Origin of the sequence: Xanthomonas sp. BRIP62415, from assembly GCF_003993515.1 — a bacterium.
In the GTDB taxonomy this organism is placed as follows: Bacteria; Pseudomonadota; Gammaproteobacteria; order Xanthomonadales; family Xanthomonadaceae; genus Xanthomonas; species Xanthomonas euroxanthea.
On the sequence record NZ_QEZH01000012.1, the window covers coordinates 93,145 to 111,617 of the forward strand.

Sequence of the window (18,473 nt, forward strand, 5' to 3'; positions counted from 1 at the left end):
TGGCGCGGAGCTTGGCCCGCGCAGGGTGGTGGCTACCGGATACATGGTGCTCGCAGTTGCAAGGCTGGAGCACGCATCATAATGATTGAATTTGTCAACCTTTGGCACACGCGTGACGCACCATGACAGAACGGAACATCGTGCAGGAAACCGGGCAAACGACACTGCGCCGCTGCAATGGCGAGTGTACGCATGACAAGGCGTTTCCGATGATGCGGGTGATCAGCCGCGACAACGGCGTGGGCCTGACCCGGGACATGGTGCTGATGGCGCAGACGCTGCGCGCCGGCGGCATCCCGGTGCAGGAAGTGGGCTTCACCAGTCAGCGGCTGCACGACACCGCGCGCGAAGCCCGTCTGTGGGCCAGTCGCGCGCTGTTCGGGCGGGTGCCGGTGCAGATCTTTTCCGAGCGTGTGTATGCGCGCTGCCTGCCGCTGGGCCAGACCAACCTGCTGGTGCCCAATCCGGAGTGGTTGCTGCCCAAGTGGCTGCCACGGCTGCCGCAGTTCGACGCGGTGCTGTGCAAGACCCATCACGCGGAGCGGATTTTTCGCAGCCTGGGCTGCACCACGCGCTTCATCGGCTTCACCAGCCCGGATCGCCACGATGCGCAGGTCCCGCGTCAGCGTGCGTTCTTCCACCTGGCCGGGCGCAGCACCGCCAAGGGCACCCAGGTGCTGCTGGAGACCTGGCAACGGCATCCGGAGTGGCCGCTGCTGACGGTGGTGCAGAGCCCGCGTACCGCCGGCAAGCCGGTGGTGGCGCCGAACATCGACCACCGCGTCCGCTATCTCGACGATGCCGAACTGCGGCGGCTGCAGAACGCACATCTGTTCCATCTGTGTCCGTCCGAGGCCGAAGGCTTCGGGCATTACCTGATGGAAGCGCTGAGCGTGGGCGCGGTGACCCTGGCCACCGACGGTGAGCCGATGAACGAACTGGTCAGGCCCGAGCACGGCGTGCTGATCCCGGTGGCCGAGGTGCGCCAGCGGCGTCTGGCGTCGTACTACTACGTGGATGCGGCGGGCATCGCGCAGGCGGTGGAAACCGCGCTGGCGTTGCCGCAGGCGCAGCTGGATCGGTTGTCGGCCAATGCGCGCGCGTTCTACCAGGCCAACAATGCCGCATTCGCAGCGCGCTTTCGCACTGCGGTGCTGGCGTCGTTGCCCGCAGAGGTGGCGGACGTCAGCGCGGGCGTGGCCCCGGCAATCGTCGAAAACTGACACGTCCGCCCGGCCTGGCCTTCACCACGGTCCGGGCATATCGCCTGCAGCGCCCGGTGCCCGCGTGGTTGCAGGCCTTGTGCGCCGCGTGGCGGCGTACGCCAGCGGGCGGCGCGCAGCGGCAAATGCACGACATGGCGCGATGCGAGGCTCTCCCTGACCAAGCGGGGACATCCCGCAGTGCCATGTGCGTGCAGGACGCGCATGTGCGCCATCCAGCCAGGGAGATCGACGATGGTCCAGACACGCACCACAGCCGCCATCACCGCACTGCTGGCAGTGCTCGGCCTGGGCGGCTGCGCCAGTATCTGCGGCGCGCCTGCCGGCGGGCCGCCGCCTGCGCCGCCACAGGCGCGTCGTGGCCCGCCACCCCATGATTCCGACTTCGACGCCGCGCTGCAGGCATGTGCCACCGTGCAAGGCATCGCATGGGCTGCGCCTGACGCATCGTCCCTCGGCCCGCCATCGCCAGCGCTGCTGCAATGCCTGCAGGCCCAGGGTTTCGGGCCGCCGCCCCGGCATGGCTGATCCTGCTGGTCTTGGAGATCACGTCCACCGTCGCTGCCAGCTACCCGCGGCGATGCTGCAGCTGGTGAACTCCGCACGTGCGACAGTCGCCCTGCTCGCTGTAATGCGCAACCCGAGCGAAGCGGACGCTTGCCGCGCTTGGCGATCTCTGCACCGGAGGTCCGGCAGCCGGCAGGCCGAATTAAACGATTCCCCTCGGCTTCGCTTCAGCCGTCTTGTCCGCACGCGCGGCACCGGCAACAACCCGCTGTGTCGAGCACGCTACTGACAAGCCCTTCGCCATCGAGTGCGCACTGTGGGGGCTCACCCGGTACGAATGATCGATCGCGATGGGCGCAGGCCAGGGCCGGACACGATGAGTGCCATGCCCGACAACACCAGGCAGGACAACGCGGCACTGCAGGACGAACTCGCCGGCATGCGTCGCCTGCATGCCTTGCAGGTCAGCCTGGCGGCACAGGCCGACGCCCGTATCGCGCTGCAGGACATCACCGCGCTTGCCTGCGCCTTCGCGCGTACCGACTGCGGCTGCGTGCAACTGGTCAGCGCACACAGCAGCGAGATGGAGTTGCGCGTCTATCGCGGACATGACGAACGCAGCGCCTTCGTCCAGCAATTCCTGAAAGACGGTTTCCAGGCCACCTGCGACACCGTGCGGCGCGAACGCCGGCAGTTGGTGATCGAGGACATCGAAACCTTCACCCCGTTGAAGGGAACGCCCGATTACGAGGCAGCGCTGTGCAGCGGCATCCGTGCTGCCCAGTTCACCCCGTTGTTCAATCGTGCCGGTGGCCTGCTGGGATTGCTCGGAACCCAGTTCACCGTGCCGTATCGGCCCGCGGAACACGAACTCAGATTGCTCGAACTGCTCGCATGGACGGCCGCCGACTACATCGAGCGCTATCGGGCCGAGCTGGCATTGCGTACCAGCGAGTCGCGGCTGGCCGCGCTGTCGGCGGCAAGTTCCGAGGTGTATTACCGCATGAGTGCGGACTGGGACGAGATGCACCAGCTGACCGCCGGCACGCGCGCCGCCGATGCGCCGGCGACCAGCCGTTCGTGGATCATGGATTACATTCCCGCAGAGGATCAGGCGCTGGTGCGCAGCAGGATCGATGCAGGAATCCGCTCGCGCAGCGCGATCGTGTTCGAGCACCGGGTACGACGCGCCGATGGCAGCATTGCGTGGATGGCGACCAAGGCGGTCCCGGCACTGGATGCGGAGGGACGCATCACCGAGTGGTTCGGTGCCGGAACCGACGTCACGGCGCGCAAGCAGGCCGAGGAATGCCTGCGCGATAGCGAGGCGCGGCTGACGTACGTGCTCGACCAGGTCCCCATCGGGATCGGCCTGTTCGATCTGCAAGGTCGCTTCACCTACCGGAATCCACAACTGCGGGACCAGCTGGCTGCGCGGGTCCCCTCGTGCGCGCCGCCGCTGGAGCAGCCGCGCGCCGGTGTCGATCAGCAAGGGCAGGCGGTTGCGATCCAGGACTTTCCCTGCGCCCGCGCGCTGCGTGGCGAAGACACGATCGCGCCGGTGGACTTCCTCGATCCCCATGACGCTGCACAGCGCTGGTTGCGGATTACCGCAGTAGCGCTGCGCGAAGCCGGCCGCGTCACCGGTGGCGTTGCAGTGTTGCAGGATGTCACTGCGCAACGCCGGGTGCAGATGGAGGTGGGCGCGCTTGCCGAGCGCAATCGCGACATTCTCGAAAGCATTTCCGATGCGTTCTACGGCGTCGATGCGGACGGGCGCTTCACCTACATCAACCAGAAGGCCGAGTTGCTGTGGGGGCGCGCGCGCGATCAATTGCTCGGGACCTTGCTGTGGGAACAATTTCCCGATTCGATCGGGTCGCTGCCGTATCAGGCCTATGTGCAGGCCTCGCAGACCCGCCAGGTGGTCAGGCTGGAAACCGTGTCGCCGGCATTGGGGTACTGGGTGGATGTCAGCATCTACCCCACCAACGATGGCGGAATGTCGGTCTACTTTCGCGACATCTCCGACAAGCGCCGGGCCGACGAGCGGCTGCGTGCCAGCGAAGAACGCTTCCGCACCGCGTTGACGATCGAAACCGTCGGCGCGACGTATTTCGACATGGGCGGTCGCCTCACCGATGCCAACGACACGTTCTTGAAGATGAGCGGCTACAGCCGTGCCGACGTGGAAGCGGGCACGCTTTCCTGGCAGGCGCTGACGCCACCCGAATTCAGGGGCGTGTGCGAGCAGGCCTTCGAGGAGCTCAAGAGCAAGGGAAGTGCCACGCCTTACGAGCGCCAATATCTGTGCAAGGACGGAACCCGGCGCTGGGCCCTGTTTGCGTCCAAGTGCCTGCCGGATGGCACCGGCTTCGAGTTTGTACTCGACATCACCGACCGCAAGCTCACCGAGGCGGCGCTACGCGAGGTGCAGGACCGCAACGCCTTCCTGCTGAAACTCTCCGACGCCTTGCGGCCGCTGCCCGATCCGGCCGCCATCCAGGCCGAGGCCGCGCGCGTGCTCGGCGAGCATTTGAACGCCGGCCGCGCCTACTACGTGGACGTGGATGCCAGGGCGCACCAGTACGTGGTTGAACGCGACTGGCATCAGCCCGATGAAACCAGTCATGCGCGTCGCTTCGCGTCGACGGACTGGCCGATGCCCTGGCTGCTCGACGCGCAGACCTGGGTGGTGCGCGATGCCGTCGCTGACCCTGCATTGCCCGACGATCGGCGCCCGGCCTATGCGGGCCACGAGATCGGCGCGCTGATCGTGGTGCCGCTGATCAAGGGCGGCCAGCTGGTGGCCACCTTCGTGGTCAATCAACGGACCGCGCGTAACTGGAGTGCGGCCGAGATCCGCCTGGCGGAGGAGACCGCCGAGCGCACCTGGGCGGCGCTGGAGCGTGCGCGCGCACAGGCCGCGCTGCTCGAAAGCGAAGAGCGCTACCGGGTGATCGTGGAGAGCGCGCTCGACTACGCAATCTTTACCACCGATACGCGCGGGCATATCCAGACCTGGCCGCCGGGTGCCGAAGCGGTCTTCGGCTGGACCGCCGAGGAGGCGATCGGCCAGCACATCGCAATGACCTTCGTGGCCGAGGACCGCCTGACCGGCGTGCCGCAGCGCGAGATCGAGCAGGCGCATTACACCGGCGGCGCGCCGAATGTTCGCTGGCATCAACGCAAGGATGGCCGGCGCGTCTTCATCGAAGGCGCGACGCGGCCGCTGCGCGACGGCAGCGCCGAGCCGCTGGGCTATCTCAAGATCGGCCAGGACGTGACCCGGCGACGGCAGTGGGAAGATCGCCAGCAGGTGCTGCTGGCCGAGCTGCAGCACCGCACCCGCAATCTGATGGGGGTGGTGCGCGTGGTCTTCAATCGCACGCAACGCAGCAGCACGACCATCGCCGAGCTGACGCTGATCTACAACGACCGCCTGGACGCCCTGGCGCGTGTGCAGGGGCTGCTGTCGCGCCTGAACGAAGGCGATCGCATCCTGTTCGATGAATTGATCCGGGCCGAGCTGTCGGCGATGGGCGCGATTGATGCGCACGGCCATGGCGACCGCGTCACCCTGGACGGCCCGGACGGCGTGCGTCTGCGCTCCAGCACCGTGCAGACCTTCGCGCTGGCCCTGCACGAACTGGCCACCAACGCCACCAAGTACGGCGCGCTTGCACAGGCCGGCGGACAGTTGCAGGTGCGTTGGCGCTTGCTGCGTCCGGCCCAGGGCACCCGCCTGCGCATCGAGTGGAGCGAGACCGGCGTGCACATGCCGGCGCCTGGCGAGGCGCCGCAAGGGTCCGGCTACGGCCGCGAGTTGATCGAACGTGCGCTGCCATACCAATTGCAGGCCGAGACCACCTACGTGCTGGGGCCGGACGGGGTGCGCTGCACCATCGAACTCCCGGTGTCGGAGAGCATGCGCCTGGACCGCGACGAGGGCTGACACTGCGTGCCGCGCCTGCACATGCCGGCCAGTGCCGTGCTGCAGTGCAACGACGGCGGCTGCCGGCGCGCGGAATCCACAGCACCCCGATACAACGCGTCGATCACCTGCAGGCGCCTGGATGGACGTGCAGCGCCATGGCTGACGCGAAAGGTGTAGCGGCGGCCGCCCGGTCCCGGCTGCGGCCGCCCGGGCTTTGTTCGGGCAGGCGTGTTCGCAGGCGTGGCTTTTTTCGAGCGGATCCATATACTACCCCCCAGTATTTGACCGGGGGCGCCATGCCGCATTCGCCACAGGAGAAAAAGCGCGCGCTTGCGCGTGTGCGACGCCTGCGCGGGCAATGCGACGCGCTTGAGCGCGCGCTGGAGGCGGGCGCAGACTGTGCCCCTGTCCTGCAGCAGATCGCCGCGATCCGGGGTGCCGTCAATGGACTGATGTCGCAGGTGCTCGAAGCGCATATCCGCGAAGACTTCGGCCACGCCGCCGCTTCCGATGCGCAGCGTGCCGAGCGGGTGCAGGAATTGCTCGGGCTGGTCCGGTCCTACCTCAAATGAACTCCCACCGGGCCGGCGCATGCCGTGCCCGTCCTTGAATCTCATCGTCAGGAGCGCCATCACATGAAATCCCGTGCAGCAGTTGCATTCGGACCCGGCAAGCCGCTGGAAATCGTCGAGATCGACGTCGCACCGCCGAAGGCCGGCGAAGTGCTGGTCCGCATCACCCACACCGGTGTGTGCCACACCGATGCATTCACCCTGTCTGGCGATGACCCGGAAGGCATCTTCCCGTCCGTGCTGGGCCATGAAGGCGGCGGCATTGTTGAGCAAGTGGGCGAGGGCGTGACCAGCGTCAAGGTGGGCGATCACGTGATCCCGCTGTACACCGCCGAATGCCGCAAGTGCAAGTTCTGCCTGTCCGGCAAGACCAACCTCTGCCAGGCGGTGCGCGCCACCCAGGGCAAGGGCCTGATGCCCGACGGCACCACGCGCTTCTCCTACAACGGCGAGCCGATCTACCACTACATGGGCTGCAGCACCTTCAGCGAGTACACCGTGGTGCCGGAGATTTCGCTGGCCGTGGTGAACCCGGACGCGCCGCTGGAAAAGGTCTGCCTGCTCGGTTGCGGCGTCACCACCGGCATCGGTGCGGTGCACAACACCGCCAAGGTCAAGCCGGGCGAAAGCGTGGCGGTGTTCGGCCTGGGCGGCATCGGTCTGGCGGTGATCCAGGGCGCGGTGCAGGCCAAGGCCGGGCGCATCCTGGCCATCGACACCAACCCGGGCAAGTTCGACCTGGCGCGCAGCATGGGCGCCACCGACTGCATCAACCCCAAGGACTATGACAAGCCGATCCAGGAGGTCATCGTCGAGTTGACCGATGGCGGCGTGGACTTCAGCTTCGAGTGCATCGGCAACGTCAATGTGATGCGGTCGGCGCTGGAGTGCTGCCACAAGGGCTGGGGCGAGAGCGTCATCATCGGCGTGGCCGGTGCAGGCCAGGAAATCAGCACCCGTCCGTTCCAGCTGGTGACCGGCCGCGTGTGGCGCGGCTCGGCCTTCGGCGGAGTCAAGGGACGGACCCAGTTGCCGGGCATGGTGGAGCAGTCGATGACGGGCGAGATCGATCTCGACCCGTTCATCACCCACACCATGCCGCTGGAAGAGATCAACGAGGCCTTCCACCTGATGCACGAAGGCAAGTCGATCCGCACCGTGATTCATTTCTGACCGTACGGCCAGAATCGGCGCGCGGCCGCTTCCGCGCACGTGGTACCCGATACTCCGGGAGGGGCATGATGACCAGCGTCTCGATTCATCCTTCGGTAGACAGTGGTGTAGCGCGTGGAGGTGCGGAAAGTTTTCAGGGCGGAACCCTTGCGTGCCACTGCGCCAGCGACAAGGTGACCGTGGACGTGGCTGCGCAGACCGCGCACAACCACGCCTGCGGCTGCAGTAAATGCTGGAAGCCGGAAGGCGCGACATTTTCGGTGATTGCAGTGGTGCCGCGCGACAAGGTCACGGTGACCGCGCATGCGGAAAAGCTCAAGGTCGTCGACGAAACTGCGGCGATCCAGCGGCATGCATGCACCGGCTGCGGCGTGCACATGTTCGGTCGCATCGAAGACAAGGAACACGCGTTTTACGGTCTGGACTTCATCCATACCGAGTTGTCGCAGCAGTCGGGCTGGTCGCCGCCGGGCTTTGCGGCGTTCGTGTCCTCCATCATCGAAACCGGCACGCCGCCGGCTGCCATGGACGGCGTGCGCGCCCGTCTCAACGAGCTCGGGCTGACCCCGTACGACTGCCTGTCGCCGGGATTGATGGATGCACTGGCTGCCAACGTGGCACGCAAGAAGGGCCTGCTGCACTGATCGCCCAACCCCGCGGCCGGCACGCATGCCGGCCGCAGGTTCTTATCGAAGGAATCTCATGGAACGTATCGAACACCATGCCTGCTTCGGCGGCTGGCAAGATGTCTATCGGCATCAATCGCAGAGCTTGAACTGCAGCATGCAGGTGGGCGTCTATCTGCCGCCGCAGGCCGCCGATGGCCCGCTACCGGTGCTGTACTGGCTCAGCGGCCTGACCTGCACCGAACAGAACTTCATCAGCAAGGCCGGCGCGCAGCGCTACGCGGCCGAGCATGGCGTGATCCTGGTCGCCCCCGACACCAGCCCGCGTGGCGACGATGTGGCCGACGCGGACGGCTACGACATCGGCAAGGGCGCCGGCTTCTACGTCGATGCCACCGAGCAACCGTGGGCGGCGCATTACCGCATGTACGACTATGTGGTGAACGAATTGCCGGCATTGATCGAAGCGCGCTTTGCCACCACCGGTGCACGCGCGATCAGCGGCCACTCGATGGGCGGCCATGGCGCCCTGACCATCGCATTGAAGAATCCCGGCCGCTATCGCAGCGTGTCGGCGTTCTCGCCGATCGTCGCACCCAGCCTGGTGCCATGGGGCGAGAAGGCGTTTGGCCAGTATCTGGGGCCGGACCGCGCAGCGTGGCAGGCGTACGACGCCACTGCGTTGATCGCACAGGCACAGGAGCGCCTGCCGCTGTTGATCGACCAGGGCGATGGCGATGAATTTCTCGAGAACCAGCTGAAGACGTCGCTATTCGAAGAGGCCGCCACCGCGGCCGGCTACCCGGTCACGGTGCGGCTGCAGCCCGGTTACGACCACAGCTATTACTTCATCGCCAGCTTTATCGGCGAGCACATCGCACACCATGCCGCGGCGTTGCGTGGTTGATCGTTTTGGGCAAGCGGGTGGTGCTGCGTGCCATGAGACGGCGCATGGCGGTGGTGCGCATCGCGTTGCGTTGCCGCGCTGCCGTATTGCGCGCGCCGTGGCATGAGTAAGGTGTCGAGCTGAACTCCCTTCTCCCCCGAGAGAAGGAGCCCCGCAGGGGCGGATGCGGGGAGGGCCGAAGCCCGGCGGAGGGGAGGCCAGCTGGTAAAACGGCTGACGTGCGGCCTGGGTCCCTTCTCCCCTCGGGAGAAGGTGCCCCGCAGGGGCGGATGAGGGTACGGGCTCACTGGCGGATGAGGGACGGGCGACGCCCGGTGGAGCGGGTAGCTGGCCTTGTAGAGGAGCCGATCTGCGCGTGGCTGCGGGGCCTTTGCCCGCCCACCCTCGCGGGACACGCCGCAAGTACATCCGTGTAGGCTCTTACGCGGCATCCATGCCGCGTAAGGTCCAGCGACGGTGGGCGGGCAAGGACCAGTCAGGATGGTCGCTGTGCATGGTGCAAGCAGGGCATGACGGCGTTGCCTGGATGACCGCGCGTCCAGCCAGCACGCAAGTTGATGCGAACCACCAGGAACGGCTAACGCGCCACTTGCGCCGCAAGCTTGCCCAGCCGCCGCATCGCGCGCTCCAGCGTATCGCTCCACGGCTGGCCACAGGTCAGGCGCAGGTGATCTGCGTAGTCGCCACGGCTGGAGTACAGATGGCCGGGCGAGGTGCCGATGCGTTCTGCCAGCGCGGCTTCGAACAGGGCCTGGCCACTGCCGGCGTCGGGCAATTGCAGCCATAGCGATAACCCGCCGGCCGGGTCGCCCACGCGTGTGTCCTGCGGCCAATGCCGCACGATTGCATCGCGCAGCCGCTGCCCGTTGTCGGCCAGCGTGCGGCGCAGCTTGCGCAGGTGCCGTTCCAGATCGTGTTGCGCCAGATAATCGGCCAGTGCCAGTTGCGGCAGGCTGGCGCTGCCGACAGTGGAAAAGTACTTGGCGCGTACCAGGGCGTCGGTCCAGTCGCCACCGAGCAACCAGCCCACACGCAAGCCGGGTGACAGCACCTTGGAGAACGAGCCGCAGGTGATCACGTTGGCATGGGTGTCGAAGTGGCGCAGCGGGCGCGGGCGCTGGCCCGACCAATCCAGTTCGCCATAGATGTCGTCTTCGATCACCACCGTGCCATGGCGGGCGCAGCTGTCGAGCAATGCGCGCTTGGCGCTGTCGGGAGTGAGGCTGCCGTTTGGATTGTTGAAGTTGGGGATCAGCACTGCCGCACGCACCGGGGTGCGCTGCAGCAGCGCATCCACACGTGCGACATCGATACCGTGACCGGGGCGATTGGGTACCTCCAGCACCTTGAGGCGCAGCGCGGCCACCGCCTGCAGGATGCCGTGATAGGTGGGTGTTTCCACCAGTACCACATCGCTTGGTGCGGTGAGCGTGCGCAGCGCCAGGCTGATCGCTTCCATCGCGCCGGCGGTGATCACCACTTCGTCGGCATCGACGGTGGTTGCGCAGTGTGCATACCGCTGTGCGATCTGGCGGCGCAGTGCGGCGTGGCCCTGCGGCGGTGCGTAATCCAACGCAGCCGTGCGCTGGCGACGCAACTGCCGCGCCAGGGCTGTGGCCAGGTGCGCGGTGGGCAACAGCGCAGGCGCGGGCGTTGCGGTGTGCAGCGGCACCAGGTCGGTACGCGCCAGGGTCTCGAGCACGCGCTGCAAGGCCGGGTTGTCGACCATGCCCGGTTTGCGCCGACGCGGGAGGAGCGCTGCGGCCGGCAATGCAGACGCCGTGCCGCGCACGAAGTAGCCCGAGCGCGGGCGCGCTTGCACGCGGCCTTCGCGTTCGAGTTGCAGGCAGGCCTGCACGGCGGTGGCGGTGCTGATGCCATGGTTGGCAGCCAGTTGCCGGATCGAGGGCAGGCGCTCGCCGGCACGCAGGGTGCCGCCTTCGATCTGCTGCCGCAGTTGCGTGGCCAGCGATTCATACAGCAGCATCTGCGGGTGCCTCCCATCTGTATTGGTCGATTTGCAGCGTATCTGAATCTGTCATGGTCGTGTAGCACGTTGCAGACTGGGCGTGCCCGGTGAGTACGCCGGGTATGTCTTCTCGTCCGTGAGGTTGGCCGTGCTGCTTGCTGTGTTTGCTGTTGCCCGCTATTTCCGCCCTTCCGATGGCGTTGGCGAGGGTCCGCTCACCCAATCGATCGATGCCGCGCATGCACCACGCTGGGCACAGCGGCTGGTCAGCACGCGGCTCACTGCGCTGCAGGGCCTTGCGCGGGGCGGCGAACTGCAGTGCCGGGTCGTACCGCAGCACGTCTACGTGCGCGGCAGTGCCGTCCAGTATCTGCAGGGAACCATTGCGCCATGAGCACGCCCGTGTATGTGCAAGCGGCATCGGCCGGCGCTGGGCGACGTGCGATCTGGCAATTGCTGGTTGCCGAGGTGTTGATTGGATCGGTCGGCGTATTCGTGCACGAAAGCGGGCAGGATCCGGTGACGGCGGTGTTCTATCGCTGCCTGTTCGGCGCGCTGTTTCTCAGCGTGTGCGGAGTGATCGGTGGACAGCTGCAAGGACTGTGGCGCGAGCGTGCGCTGTTGCGTGATGCCACCATCAGCGGCGTGCTGCTGGTGTTGAACTGGGTGGCATTGTTCGCGGGGATGGCGCGCTCGTCGATCGGCGTGGCGACCATGGTCTACCACGTGTTCCCGTTCGTGATGCTGCTCCTGGCCGCATTATTGCAGGGCGAGCGCACGCGGCGTGCCGATCTGGGCTGGACGCTGCTGGCATTCGTCGGCGTGGCCTGCTCGGCAGATCCGGCACGCTTGTGGCAGGCGGCGGATCGTGGCTACCTGATCGGCATTGCGCTCACGCTGTTGGCAGCGTTGCTGTGCGGTGCCTCGTTGCTGATGTCGCGTCGCATCAGCCGTGAGCGGCCGCTGGCGGTGGTGACCGTGCAGTGCTGGGTCGGCACGTTCCTGCTGGCCGGGTTTTCCAGCGGCGCGGCATTGCATCCGGGCCTGCATTGGCTGTGGCTGGTTGGCCTGGGCGTGATCCACAGCGGCATCGTCTATGTGCTGTTCTATTCGTCCTATCGCCATCTGCATGTGGCCACGATCGCGGTGCTGGCGTTCGTGTATCCGCTGGTGACGCTATTGCTGGACTATCTGCTCTACGGCCACGCATTGGTGCCGGTGCAGTGGTTGGGCCTGGCGCTGATCGTGGTTGGCACGCTGGCGGTGAATCTGAAATGGCGCTGGCCGCGGCGGGTGGCACACGGCGCACCGACCTGAGGATATTGCCGCCGCGCTGTACGCACGGCGGCAATAGAGTCAACGCACGTCGCGCAGTTCCCAGTGGTGCCCGGCCAGGGCCTGCATGCGCTGCTTGAGCAGGTCGCCGGGGATGCTGGTGGTGGCGACCAGGTCGATCCGCAGGTCGCCCTGCTTGCCGGTCACCGTCGCCGAGGGATCGGTGACGCCCAGGCTGGGGTCCACCGCATCCGGGTCGGCCTGCAGCAGGCGCCAGCGATCGAACCAGGCCGGATCACGCAAGGCGGCCTGCAACTGTTCGGCAAAGGCCTCGGCACCATGGGCGGTGAAGCTCACGCTGGCATCGCCGCCACGGGCGAGCTTGGGGTCGGGCAGGCTGATCGAGTAGCTGACAGGCATGTGCAAGGACTCTGATGGATGACGCCGGCACGTTAGTGCAGCGGCAGTGAGCGTTCCGTCGACAGGCCGCATATGTGGGAGTCTTCAAGTGCGGAGTTGCTGCCTGTTCCGCGGGTGGCTGGGGCGCCGCGCCCTCTATGCTGCGGGTTTGCTGCAGGGCCCTTGCCCGCCCACCATCGCAGGACACGCCGCAAGTACGTCCATGTAGGCTCTTACGCGGCATCCATGCCGCGTAAGGTCCCGCGACGGTGGGCGGGCAAGGACCTATCGAGTTGGTCGGTGTGCATGGAAGAGCAGTGCTGGATGCGCCTTGTTCGATCATTGAAGCATCGGCTACAGGTCTGATGCACACCGCATGAGAGACAGCTTTTTTAGATGAGCGCCGACCACTTGTCTGGTGCGGTGTCCTTGCCGGTTGCGGGACCGTGTGGCGGCATGGATGCCGCCACCGAGCCCCCAGGGATGGGTTCACGGCGTGTCCCGCAAGCGGTGAGGGCGCCGCGCCCTCGATGCTGCGGGTTTGCTGCAGGGCCCTTGCCCGCCCACCATCGCAGGACACGCCGCAAGTACGTCCATGTAGGCTCTTACGCGGCATCCATGCCGCGTAAGGTCCCGCGACGGTGGGCGGGCAAGGACCTATCGAGTTGGTCGGTGTGCGTGGAAGAGCAGTGCTGGATGCGCCTTGTTCGATCATTGAAGCATCGGCTCCGGGTCTGATGCACACCGCACGACAGACAGCTTTTCAGATGAGCGCCGCGCCCTCGACCGGCAGAGCGTTGCTACAGCTTCATAACGCCCCGACTCAAAAGCTGGTCGTCCTGAGTCGGCACCGGAGGGTGTGGACGAACTAGAAGTCGTGGTTGCCTGGAACGGCTGCACGGTCGGGATACGCGACTGCACACCGTCGCTGCGCAGCATTTATGCGGAATTTACGCGAGGGCTGTCGCAGGTCCATAGCGACTTTACGTAGCCAGGGAAGACACTGCGCAGGTTGGCGGAGCGGTTCCGCCCTGGACGATTCCGATGCATCCCTTGACCTGTCTGCTCCATCGCCGCTGCGCGCGCGGTGCGGCAGCGCTTTGCCTCGTCGGCCCGCAGATGCTGCATGCGCCGCCGCACACCGTCTCCATCGCGCCGCGTTGCGCGCGTCTCTAGGAGTAGCCGACATGCCTGCCTGGTTGTCCCTGTTGTGCGGCGTGGCCGTGCTCGTTGCCGCTGCGTACCTGTTGTACGTGGTCCTGCGCCCCGAAGACTTCTGATGCGAGTGCGCTCCAATGATTGAAACTCTTCTTGTCTATGCGCTGGCCATTGTGCTGGCCTGGCCGCTTGGCCGCTATCTGGCGGCGGTGATGCGCGGCGCCCCGATGCGTGGCGATGCGCTGTTCGGCTGGATCGAACGGCCGCTGTATGCACTGCTCGGCACCCGCCCACAGCAGGGCATGTCGTGGCGCGGCTATGCGGTGGCGTTTTTGCTCAGCAACCTGGTGGTTGGCCTGCTCACTTGGGCAGTGTTCATGACCCAGGCGTGGCTGCCGTTCAACCCGGACGCCGTCCCGAACATGCGCTGGGATACCGCGTTGCACACCATGGTGTCGTTCGTCACCAACACCAACCAGCAGCATTACTCGGGCCAGGCGCAGTTGTCGTATCTGGCGCAGATGACCGGCATCGTCGGCCTGCAGGTGGTGACGCCGATGATGGGCCTGGCATTGGCGGTGGCGACCTTGCGTGCTTTGTTCGGTGGGCGAGTTGCCGCAACGGTGTCCGATGCCACGCTGCTGCCTCCTGCGACAGCGGGCGCCAAGTCACTGACGGCTGGGCCGGACGAGCCGGAGCTGGGCATGCCGCGCCAGGGACGGCAGCCGTCGGGTTCCGGCGTGGAGGACCTGCCGGACGCGGATGTCGGCAATTACTGGGCCGATGTGATCCGCGCCAGCGTGCGCGTCCTGCTGCCGTTGTGCCTGCTGTGGACGGTGCTGCTTGGCTGGCAGGGCGTGCCCTCCACGTTGCAGGGTGCGGCCACTGCCGCACCGCTGGACAGCAGTGCCGGCATGCCCAAGCAGACCATACCGGTCGGGCCGGTTGCGGCGATGGTCGCGGTCAAGCAGCTTGGCACCAATGGCGGCGGCTGGTACGGCCCCAACAGTTCGGTGGCGCTGGAAAATCCCACGCCGCTGAGCAATCTGCTGGAGACGCTGGCGCTGGTGCTGTTGCCGATGAGCGTGGTGTTCATGGTCGGCTACCTGACCGGGCGCAAACGTCTCACCGCCCTGGTATTGGGCACCATGCTGACGATGTCGGCCGCGTCCACCGCGCTGTTGCTGTGGTCCGAAGCGCATTCGGCCAGCGCCAGCTCGCCTGCCCTGATGGAAGGCAAGGAGGTGCGCATCGGCGCGGATGCGTCCGCGTTATGGGCGGCGTTGACCACACAGACCTCCAACGGCTCGGTCAACGCGATGCACGATTCGCTGGCGCCGTTGAGCGGCCTGGTCACGCTGGTGGACATGCTGATCAACGCGATCTGGGGCGGCGTCGGCTGCGGTCTGCAGCAGTTCGTGGTGTATCTGCTGCTGAGCGTGTTTCTGGCCGGTTTGATGACCGGGCGCACGCCGGAGCTGTTCGGCCGCAAGATCGAAGCGCGCGAGGTGCAGTTGCTTGCGCTGCTGATCCTGCTGCAGCCGTTGGTGGTGCTGGGCTTCACCGCGGTGGCACTGGCGGTGCCTGCATGGACGGCCAATTCCAATCCCGGCTTCCACGCGATCAGCCAGGTGTTCTACGAGTACACCTCGGCCTTTGCCAACAATGGCTCCGGTTTCGAGGGGCTGGGCGATGCCACGTACTGGTGGAACCTGAGTTGCTCGGTGGTGCTGGCATTGGGCCGCTACCCCGCGTTGATCCTGCCGCTGATGGTGGCCGCGCGCATGGCCGTGAAGCGGCGTGCGCCCGAGTCGGCCGGCAGCCTGCAGGTCGAAACACCGACCTTTGCGCTGACCCTGATGGCGATCGTGCTGGTACTCACCGTGCTGCAGTTCATGCCCGCGCTGGTGCTGGGTCCTATCGCTGAACACCTCGCCCTGGCGGCGTCCTGAGAGTTTGAGCAATGTCTACGATCGATACGACTGAAAAACGCGAGCGCGGTGACGCAGCGTTGTTCGACGCCGCCGTGCTGGTGGCGGCGATGCGCGCAGCCTTCCGCAAGTTGGCGCCGCGGCATCTGCTGCGCAGCCCGGTGATGGCGGTGGTGATGGGCGGCACGGTGCTCGCGGCGGTGATCACCGCCAGCGGGCATGGCAATGCCGGGTTCGGCTGGGCGGTGACGGCGATCCTGTTCGTGACCGTGCTGTTCGGCAACTTTGCCGAGGCCATCGCCGAAGCGCGCGGGCGTGGACAGGCCGCATCGCTGCGCCGTGCGCGCAAGGATCTGGTCGCGCGCCGGGTGGAAACCGCACTCGGCGGCCGCGAGACCCGCGTGCCGGCGGCCGAGCTGCGCCCGGGCGACTACGTGATGGTGTCCGAAGGCGAATTCGTCCCGGCCGATGGCGAAATCGTGCGCGGTGTTGCAACGATCAACGAAGCGGCGGTGACCGGCGAATCGGCACCGGTGCTGCGCGAGGCCGGCACCGATCGCAGTGGCGTGATCGGCGGTACGCGCGTGCTTTCCGACGAGATCGTGTTCAAGGTCACCGCCGAACCGGGGCAGAGTTTTCTCGATCGCATGATCGCCCTGGTGGAAGGCGCCAACCGGCAGAAGACGCCGAACGAAATCGCGCTCACCTTGTTGCTGGCGGCGATGACGCTGACCTTCCTGATCGTGGTCGCCTCGTTGCCGGCAATTGCCGGTTTCGTCGGGGTCACGCTGGATCCGCTGTTGTTGATCGCGCTGCTGGTGTGCCTGATTCCAACCACCATCGGCGGGCTGTTGCCGGCCATCGGCATCGCCGGCATGAACCGCGCGCTGTCGGCCAATGTGCTGGCCAAATCCGGCAAGGCGGTGGAAGTGGCCGGCGACGTGGACGTGCTGTTGCTCGACAAGACCGGCACCATCACCTACGGCGACCGCCAGGCCACCGCGTTCCATCCGCTGGCCGGCATCGACCGTGCGCAACTGCGCGATGCGGCCATGCTCGCCTCGCTGGCCGACCCGACGCCGGAAGGCAAGTCCATCGTCAAGCTGGCGCGCCAGCAGGGTGCCGTGGCTGTCGAGCCGGAGGGCGCGCATTTCATCGCCTTCACCGCGCAGACCCGCATGTCCGGCGTGGATGTGGCCGGGCGCAGCATCCGCAAGGGCGCTGGCGATTCGATCGTGGCGTATGTGCAGGGCATGGGCGCGACGGTGTCACCGGAATTGCAGGGACGTATCGAAGAGGTCGCACGCGGCGGCGCCACACCGCTGGTGGTGGCCGAAGGCCGGCATGTGCTGGGCGTGGTCGAGCTGAGCGACGTGGTCAAGCAAGGCATCAAGGAGAAGTTCGCGCAGCTGCGTGCGATGGGCATCAAGACGGTGATGATCACCGGCGACAACCCGCTCACCGCCGCCGCGATTGCCGCCGAAGCCGGCGTGGACGACTACATCGCCCAGGCGCGGCCGGAAGACAAGCTGGCCCGCATCCGCGCCGAGCAGGCCGGCGGGCGGCTGGTGGCGATGGTGGGCGACGGCACCAACGATGCGCCGGCGCTGGCCCAGGCCGACGTGGGCCTGGCGATGAACTCCGGCACGCAGGCCGCCAAGGAGGCCGGCAACATGGTGGACCTGGATTCGGATCCGGCCAAGCTGCTGGCGGTGGTCGAAGTGGGCAAGCAGCAGCTGATCACACGCGGTGCGCTGACCACGTTCTCGTTGGCCAACGACGTGTCCAAGTATTTCGCGATCCTGCCGGCATTGTTTGCCGCGGCGATTCCGTCGATGGCCGCGCTCAACGTGATGCAGTTGTCCAACCCGCGGCATGCGGTGCTGGCGGCCTTGATCTTCAATGCGCTGATCATCCCGGCATTGATCCCGCTGGCCTTGCGCGGCGTGCGCTTTCGTCCGTCCAGCGCCACGGCCCTGCTGCGCCGGAACATGCTGATGTACGGCGTGGGCGGCGTGTTGCTGCCGTTTGCCGCCATCAAGTTGATCGACCTGGCGCTTGTCGCCACCCTGGGGAACTGAGTCATGACGATTTCTTCGAAAACCGGTACGCCCGCTGCGCTGCCGTTGCGCGACGACGGCGCCCTGCGCGGGGCAGTGATGCTGGCGCTGTTCATCCTGCTGGGTCTGGGCTTGAGCTATTCGCTGGTCGCCACCGGCATCACCGGCGCGCTGTTCCCGGTGCAGGCGCACGGCTCGCTGCTGCGCGATGACGCGCGAGTGGTCGGCTCGGCCCTGGTGGCCCAGCCGTTTGCCGATGCGCGCTATTTCCAGCCACGCCCCTCGGCCGCCAAGTACGACCCGACCGCGGCGGCCGGCAGCAACCAGGCGCGTTCCAATCCAGACCTGCAGACCCGCATCGCCGCCACGCGCGCCGAGGTGGCGGCACGCGACGGCATCGCGCCGGAGGCAGTTCCCGGCGAATTGCTGACCCAGTCCGGCAGTGGCCTGGACCCGCACCTGAGCCCGGCCGCGGTGCAGGTGCAACTGCGCCGCGTCGCCACCGCGCGCGGCTGGCCGGAGCAACGCGTCGCCGCGCTGGTCCAGGCCGCCACCGAATCGCCACAGTTCGGCCTGCTCGGGCAGCCGCGGGTGAATGTGCTGGCGCTGAACCTGGCACTGGATCACGCCGGGAATGGGGAGTCGGGAATCGGGAATGGGTCAAAGCCACAACGCTAGATCTGTCAGCTCGCGGTAGGCTCCACACATCCCCAATCCCGACTCCCCAATCCCGGCC

14 protein-coding genes and 1 pseudogene are annotated in these 18,473 nt (G+C 66.7%); 13 read left to right on the forward strand and 2 right to left on the reverse strand.

Annotation, left to right across the window (positions count from 1 at the left end; genetic code table 11):
• Nucleotides 1-122 precede the first annotated feature (122 nt).
• The 7 genes from EO141_RS02890 to fghA all read left to right on the forward strand — a co-directional run bounded on the left by EO141_RS02890 (nucleotide 123) and on the right by fghA (nucleotide 8,945).
• Nucleotides 123-1,223 carry a glycosyltransferase gene (locus EO141_RS02890; RefSeq protein WP_104586006.1) on the forward strand — a complete coding sequence of 367 codons (1,101 nt, stop codon included), beginning with the start codon at nucleotides 123-125 and terminating at the stop codon, nucleotides 1,221-1,223.
• Nucleotides 1,224-1,457: 234 nt separating this feature from the next.
• Nucleotides 1,458-1,751, forward strand: a complete 294-nt coding sequence (locus EO141_RS21310) for a hypothetical protein (protein WP_164739038.1) — start codon at nucleotides 1,458-1,460, stop codon at nucleotides 1,749-1,751.
• Between the two features lie 355 nt (nucleotides 1,752-2,106).
• Nucleotides 2,107-5,685, forward strand: coding sequence for a PAS domain S-box protein (locus EO141_RS02895; protein ID WP_241236614.1), 3,579 nt, complete (start codon nucleotides 2,107-2,109; stop codon nucleotides 5,683-5,685).
• A gap of 278 nt (nucleotides 5,686-5,963) precedes the next feature.
• Complete coding sequence (frmR, locus tag EO141_RS02900; RefSeq protein ID WP_016902624.1) at nucleotides 5,964-6,239, forward strand: formaldehyde-responsive transcriptional repressor FrmR; 276 nt, start codon at nucleotides 5,964-5,966, stop codon at nucleotides 6,237-6,239.
• A gap of 63 nt (nucleotides 6,240-6,302) precedes the next feature.
• Nucleotides 6,303-7,412: an S-(hydroxymethyl)glutathione dehydrogenase/class III alcohol dehydrogenase gene (locus EO141_RS02905; protein ID WP_104585998.1), complete on the forward strand. Its 1,110-nt coding sequence runs from the start codon at nucleotides 6,303-6,305 to the stop codon at nucleotides 7,410-7,412.
• A gap of 68 nt (nucleotides 7,413-7,480) precedes the next feature.
• Nucleotides 7,481-8,056 carry an S-(hydroxymethyl)glutathione synthase gene (gene gfa, locus EO141_RS02910; protein WP_104586020.1) on the forward strand — a complete coding sequence of 192 codons (576 nt, stop codon included), beginning with the start codon at nucleotides 7,481-7,483 and terminating at the stop codon, nucleotides 8,054-8,056.
• A gap of 58 nt (nucleotides 8,057-8,114) precedes the next feature.
• On the forward strand, nucleotides 8,115-8,945 hold the full coding sequence (fghA, locus tag EO141_RS02915; RefSeq protein ID WP_127168499.1) for an S-formylglutathione hydrolase: 831 nt from the start codon (nucleotides 8,115-8,117) through the stop codon (nucleotides 8,943-8,945).
• 577 nt (nucleotides 8,946-9,522) lie between these two features.
• Here the strand turns inward: fghA and EO141_RS02920 are convergent.
• Nucleotides 9,523-10,932: a PLP-dependent aminotransferase family protein gene (locus EO141_RS02920; protein WP_127168500.1), complete on the reverse strand. Its 1,410-nt coding sequence runs from the start codon at nucleotides 10,930-10,932 to the stop codon at nucleotides 9,523-9,525.
• A 151-nt stretch (nucleotides 10,933-11,083) separates the two neighbouring features.
• On the opposite strand from EO141_RS02920, the pseudogene EO141_RS02925 reads away from it, so the two are divergent.
• Nucleotides 11,084-11,308 (forward strand): annotated as a pseudogene (locus EO141_RS02925) (phenazine biosynthesis protein PhzF); the annotation flags it as partial.
• The gene (locus EO141_RS02930) at nucleotides 11,305-12,231 is read left to right on the forward strand and encodes a DMT family transporter (RefSeq protein ID WP_127168502.1); all 927 of its coding nucleotides are present in this window, start codon (nucleotides 11,305-11,307) and stop codon (nucleotides 12,229-12,231) included. The pseudogene EO141_RS02925 and the gene EO141_RS02930, both read left to right, overlap by 4 nt.
• Before the next feature lie 39 nt (nucleotides 12,232-12,270).
• Here the strand turns inward: EO141_RS02930 and EO141_RS02935 are convergent, their stop codons facing one another.
• Nucleotides 12,271-12,609, reverse strand: a complete 339-nt coding sequence (locus EO141_RS02935; protein WP_161960113.1) for a hypothetical protein — start codon at nucleotides 12,607-12,609, stop codon at nucleotides 12,271-12,273.
• Between the two features lie 1,166 nt (nucleotides 12,610-13,775).
• Here EO141_RS02935 and EO141_RS02945 point away from each other — a divergent pair.
• From EO141_RS02945 to kdpC, 4 genes are read left to right on the forward strand one after another with little or no spacing between them, the layout of a single operon-like run.
• Nucleotides 13,776-13,868 (forward strand): potassium-transporting ATPase subunit F, encoded by a 93-nt coding sequence (locus tag EO141_RS02945; protein WP_006452907.1) that lies wholly within the window; start codon nucleotides 13,776-13,778, stop codon nucleotides 13,866-13,868.
• 15 nt (nucleotides 13,869-13,883) lie between these two features.
• Nucleotides 13,884-15,698 carry a potassium-transporting ATPase subunit KdpA gene (gene kdpA / locus EO141_RS02950; RefSeq protein WP_127168503.1) on the forward strand — a complete coding sequence of 605 codons (1,815 nt, stop codon included), beginning with the start codon at nucleotides 13,884-13,886 and terminating at the stop codon, nucleotides 15,696-15,698.
• Between the two features lie 11 nt (nucleotides 15,699-15,709).
• Nucleotides 15,710-17,758, forward strand: coding sequence for a potassium-transporting ATPase subunit KdpB (gene kdpB, locus EO141_RS02955; RefSeq protein WP_127168504.1), 2,049 nt, complete (start codon nucleotides 15,710-15,712; stop codon nucleotides 17,756-17,758).
• 3 nt (nucleotides 17,759-17,761) lie between these two features.
• Nucleotides 17,762-18,415, forward strand: a complete 654-nt coding sequence (kdpC, locus tag EO141_RS02960; RefSeq protein WP_127168505.1) for a potassium-transporting ATPase subunit KdpC — start codon at nucleotides 17,762-17,764, stop codon at nucleotides 18,413-18,415.
• Nucleotides 18,416-18,473: the final 58 nt, after the last annotated feature.

What these genes read in the sequence shown, in the direction of transcription:
- EO141_RS21310 (WP_164739038.1), top strand. Translation starts at nt 1,458, where the DNA reads ATGGTCCAGACACGCACCACAGCCGCCATCACCGCACTGCTGGCAGTG.
- EO141_RS02945 (WP_006452907.1), top strand. Translation starts at nt 13,776, where the DNA reads ATGCCTGCCTGGTTGTCCCTGTTGTGCGGCGTGGCCGTGCTCGTTGCC.
- kdpA (WP_127168503.1), top strand. Translation starts at nt 13,884, where the DNA reads ATGATTGAAACTCTTCTTGTCTATGCGCTGGCCATTGTGCTGGCCTGG.
- EO141_RS02895 (WP_241236614.1), top strand. Translation starts at nt 2,107, where the DNA reads ATGAGTGCCATGCCCGACAACACCAGGCAGGACAACGCGGCACTGCAG.
- fghA (WP_127168499.1), top strand. Translation starts at nt 8,115, where the DNA reads ATGGAACGTATCGAACACCATGCCTGCTTCGGCGGCTGGCAAGATGTC.
- EO141_RS02890 (WP_104586006.1), top strand. Translation starts at nt 123, where the DNA reads ATGACAGAACGGAACATCGTGCAGGAAACCGGGCAAACGACACTGCGC.
- EO141_RS02930 (WP_127168502.1), top strand. Translation starts at nt 11,305, where the DNA reads ATGAGCACGCCCGTGTATGTGCAAGCGGCATCGGCCGGCGCTGGGCGA.
- kdpB (WP_127168504.1), top strand. Translation starts at nt 15,710, where the DNA reads ATGTCTACGATCGATACGACTGAAAAACGCGAGCGCGGTGACGCAGCG.
- EO141_RS02905 (WP_104585998.1), top strand. Translation starts at nt 6,303, where the DNA reads ATGAAATCCCGTGCAGCAGTTGCATTCGGACCCGGCAAGCCGCTGGAA.
- EO141_RS02935 (WP_161960113.1), bottom strand. Translation starts at nt 12,609, where the DNA reads ATGCCTGTCAGCTACTCGATCAGCCTGCCCGACCCCAAGCTCGCCCGT.
- gfa (WP_104586020.1), top strand. Translation starts at nt 7,481, where the DNA reads ATGACCAGCGTCTCGATTCATCCTTCGGTAGACAGTGGTGTAGCGCGT.
- frmR (WP_016902624.1), top strand. Translation starts at nt 5,964, where the DNA reads ATGCCGCATTCGCCACAGGAGAAAAAGCGCGCGCTTGCGCGTGTGCGA.
- kdpC (WP_127168505.1), top strand. Translation starts at nt 17,762, where the DNA reads ATGACGATTTCTTCGAAAACCGGTACGCCCGCTGCGCTGCCGTTGCGC.
- EO141_RS02920 (WP_127168500.1), bottom strand. Translation starts at nt 10,932, where the DNA reads ATGCTGCTGTATGAATCGCTGGCCACGCAACTGCGGCAGCAGATCGAA.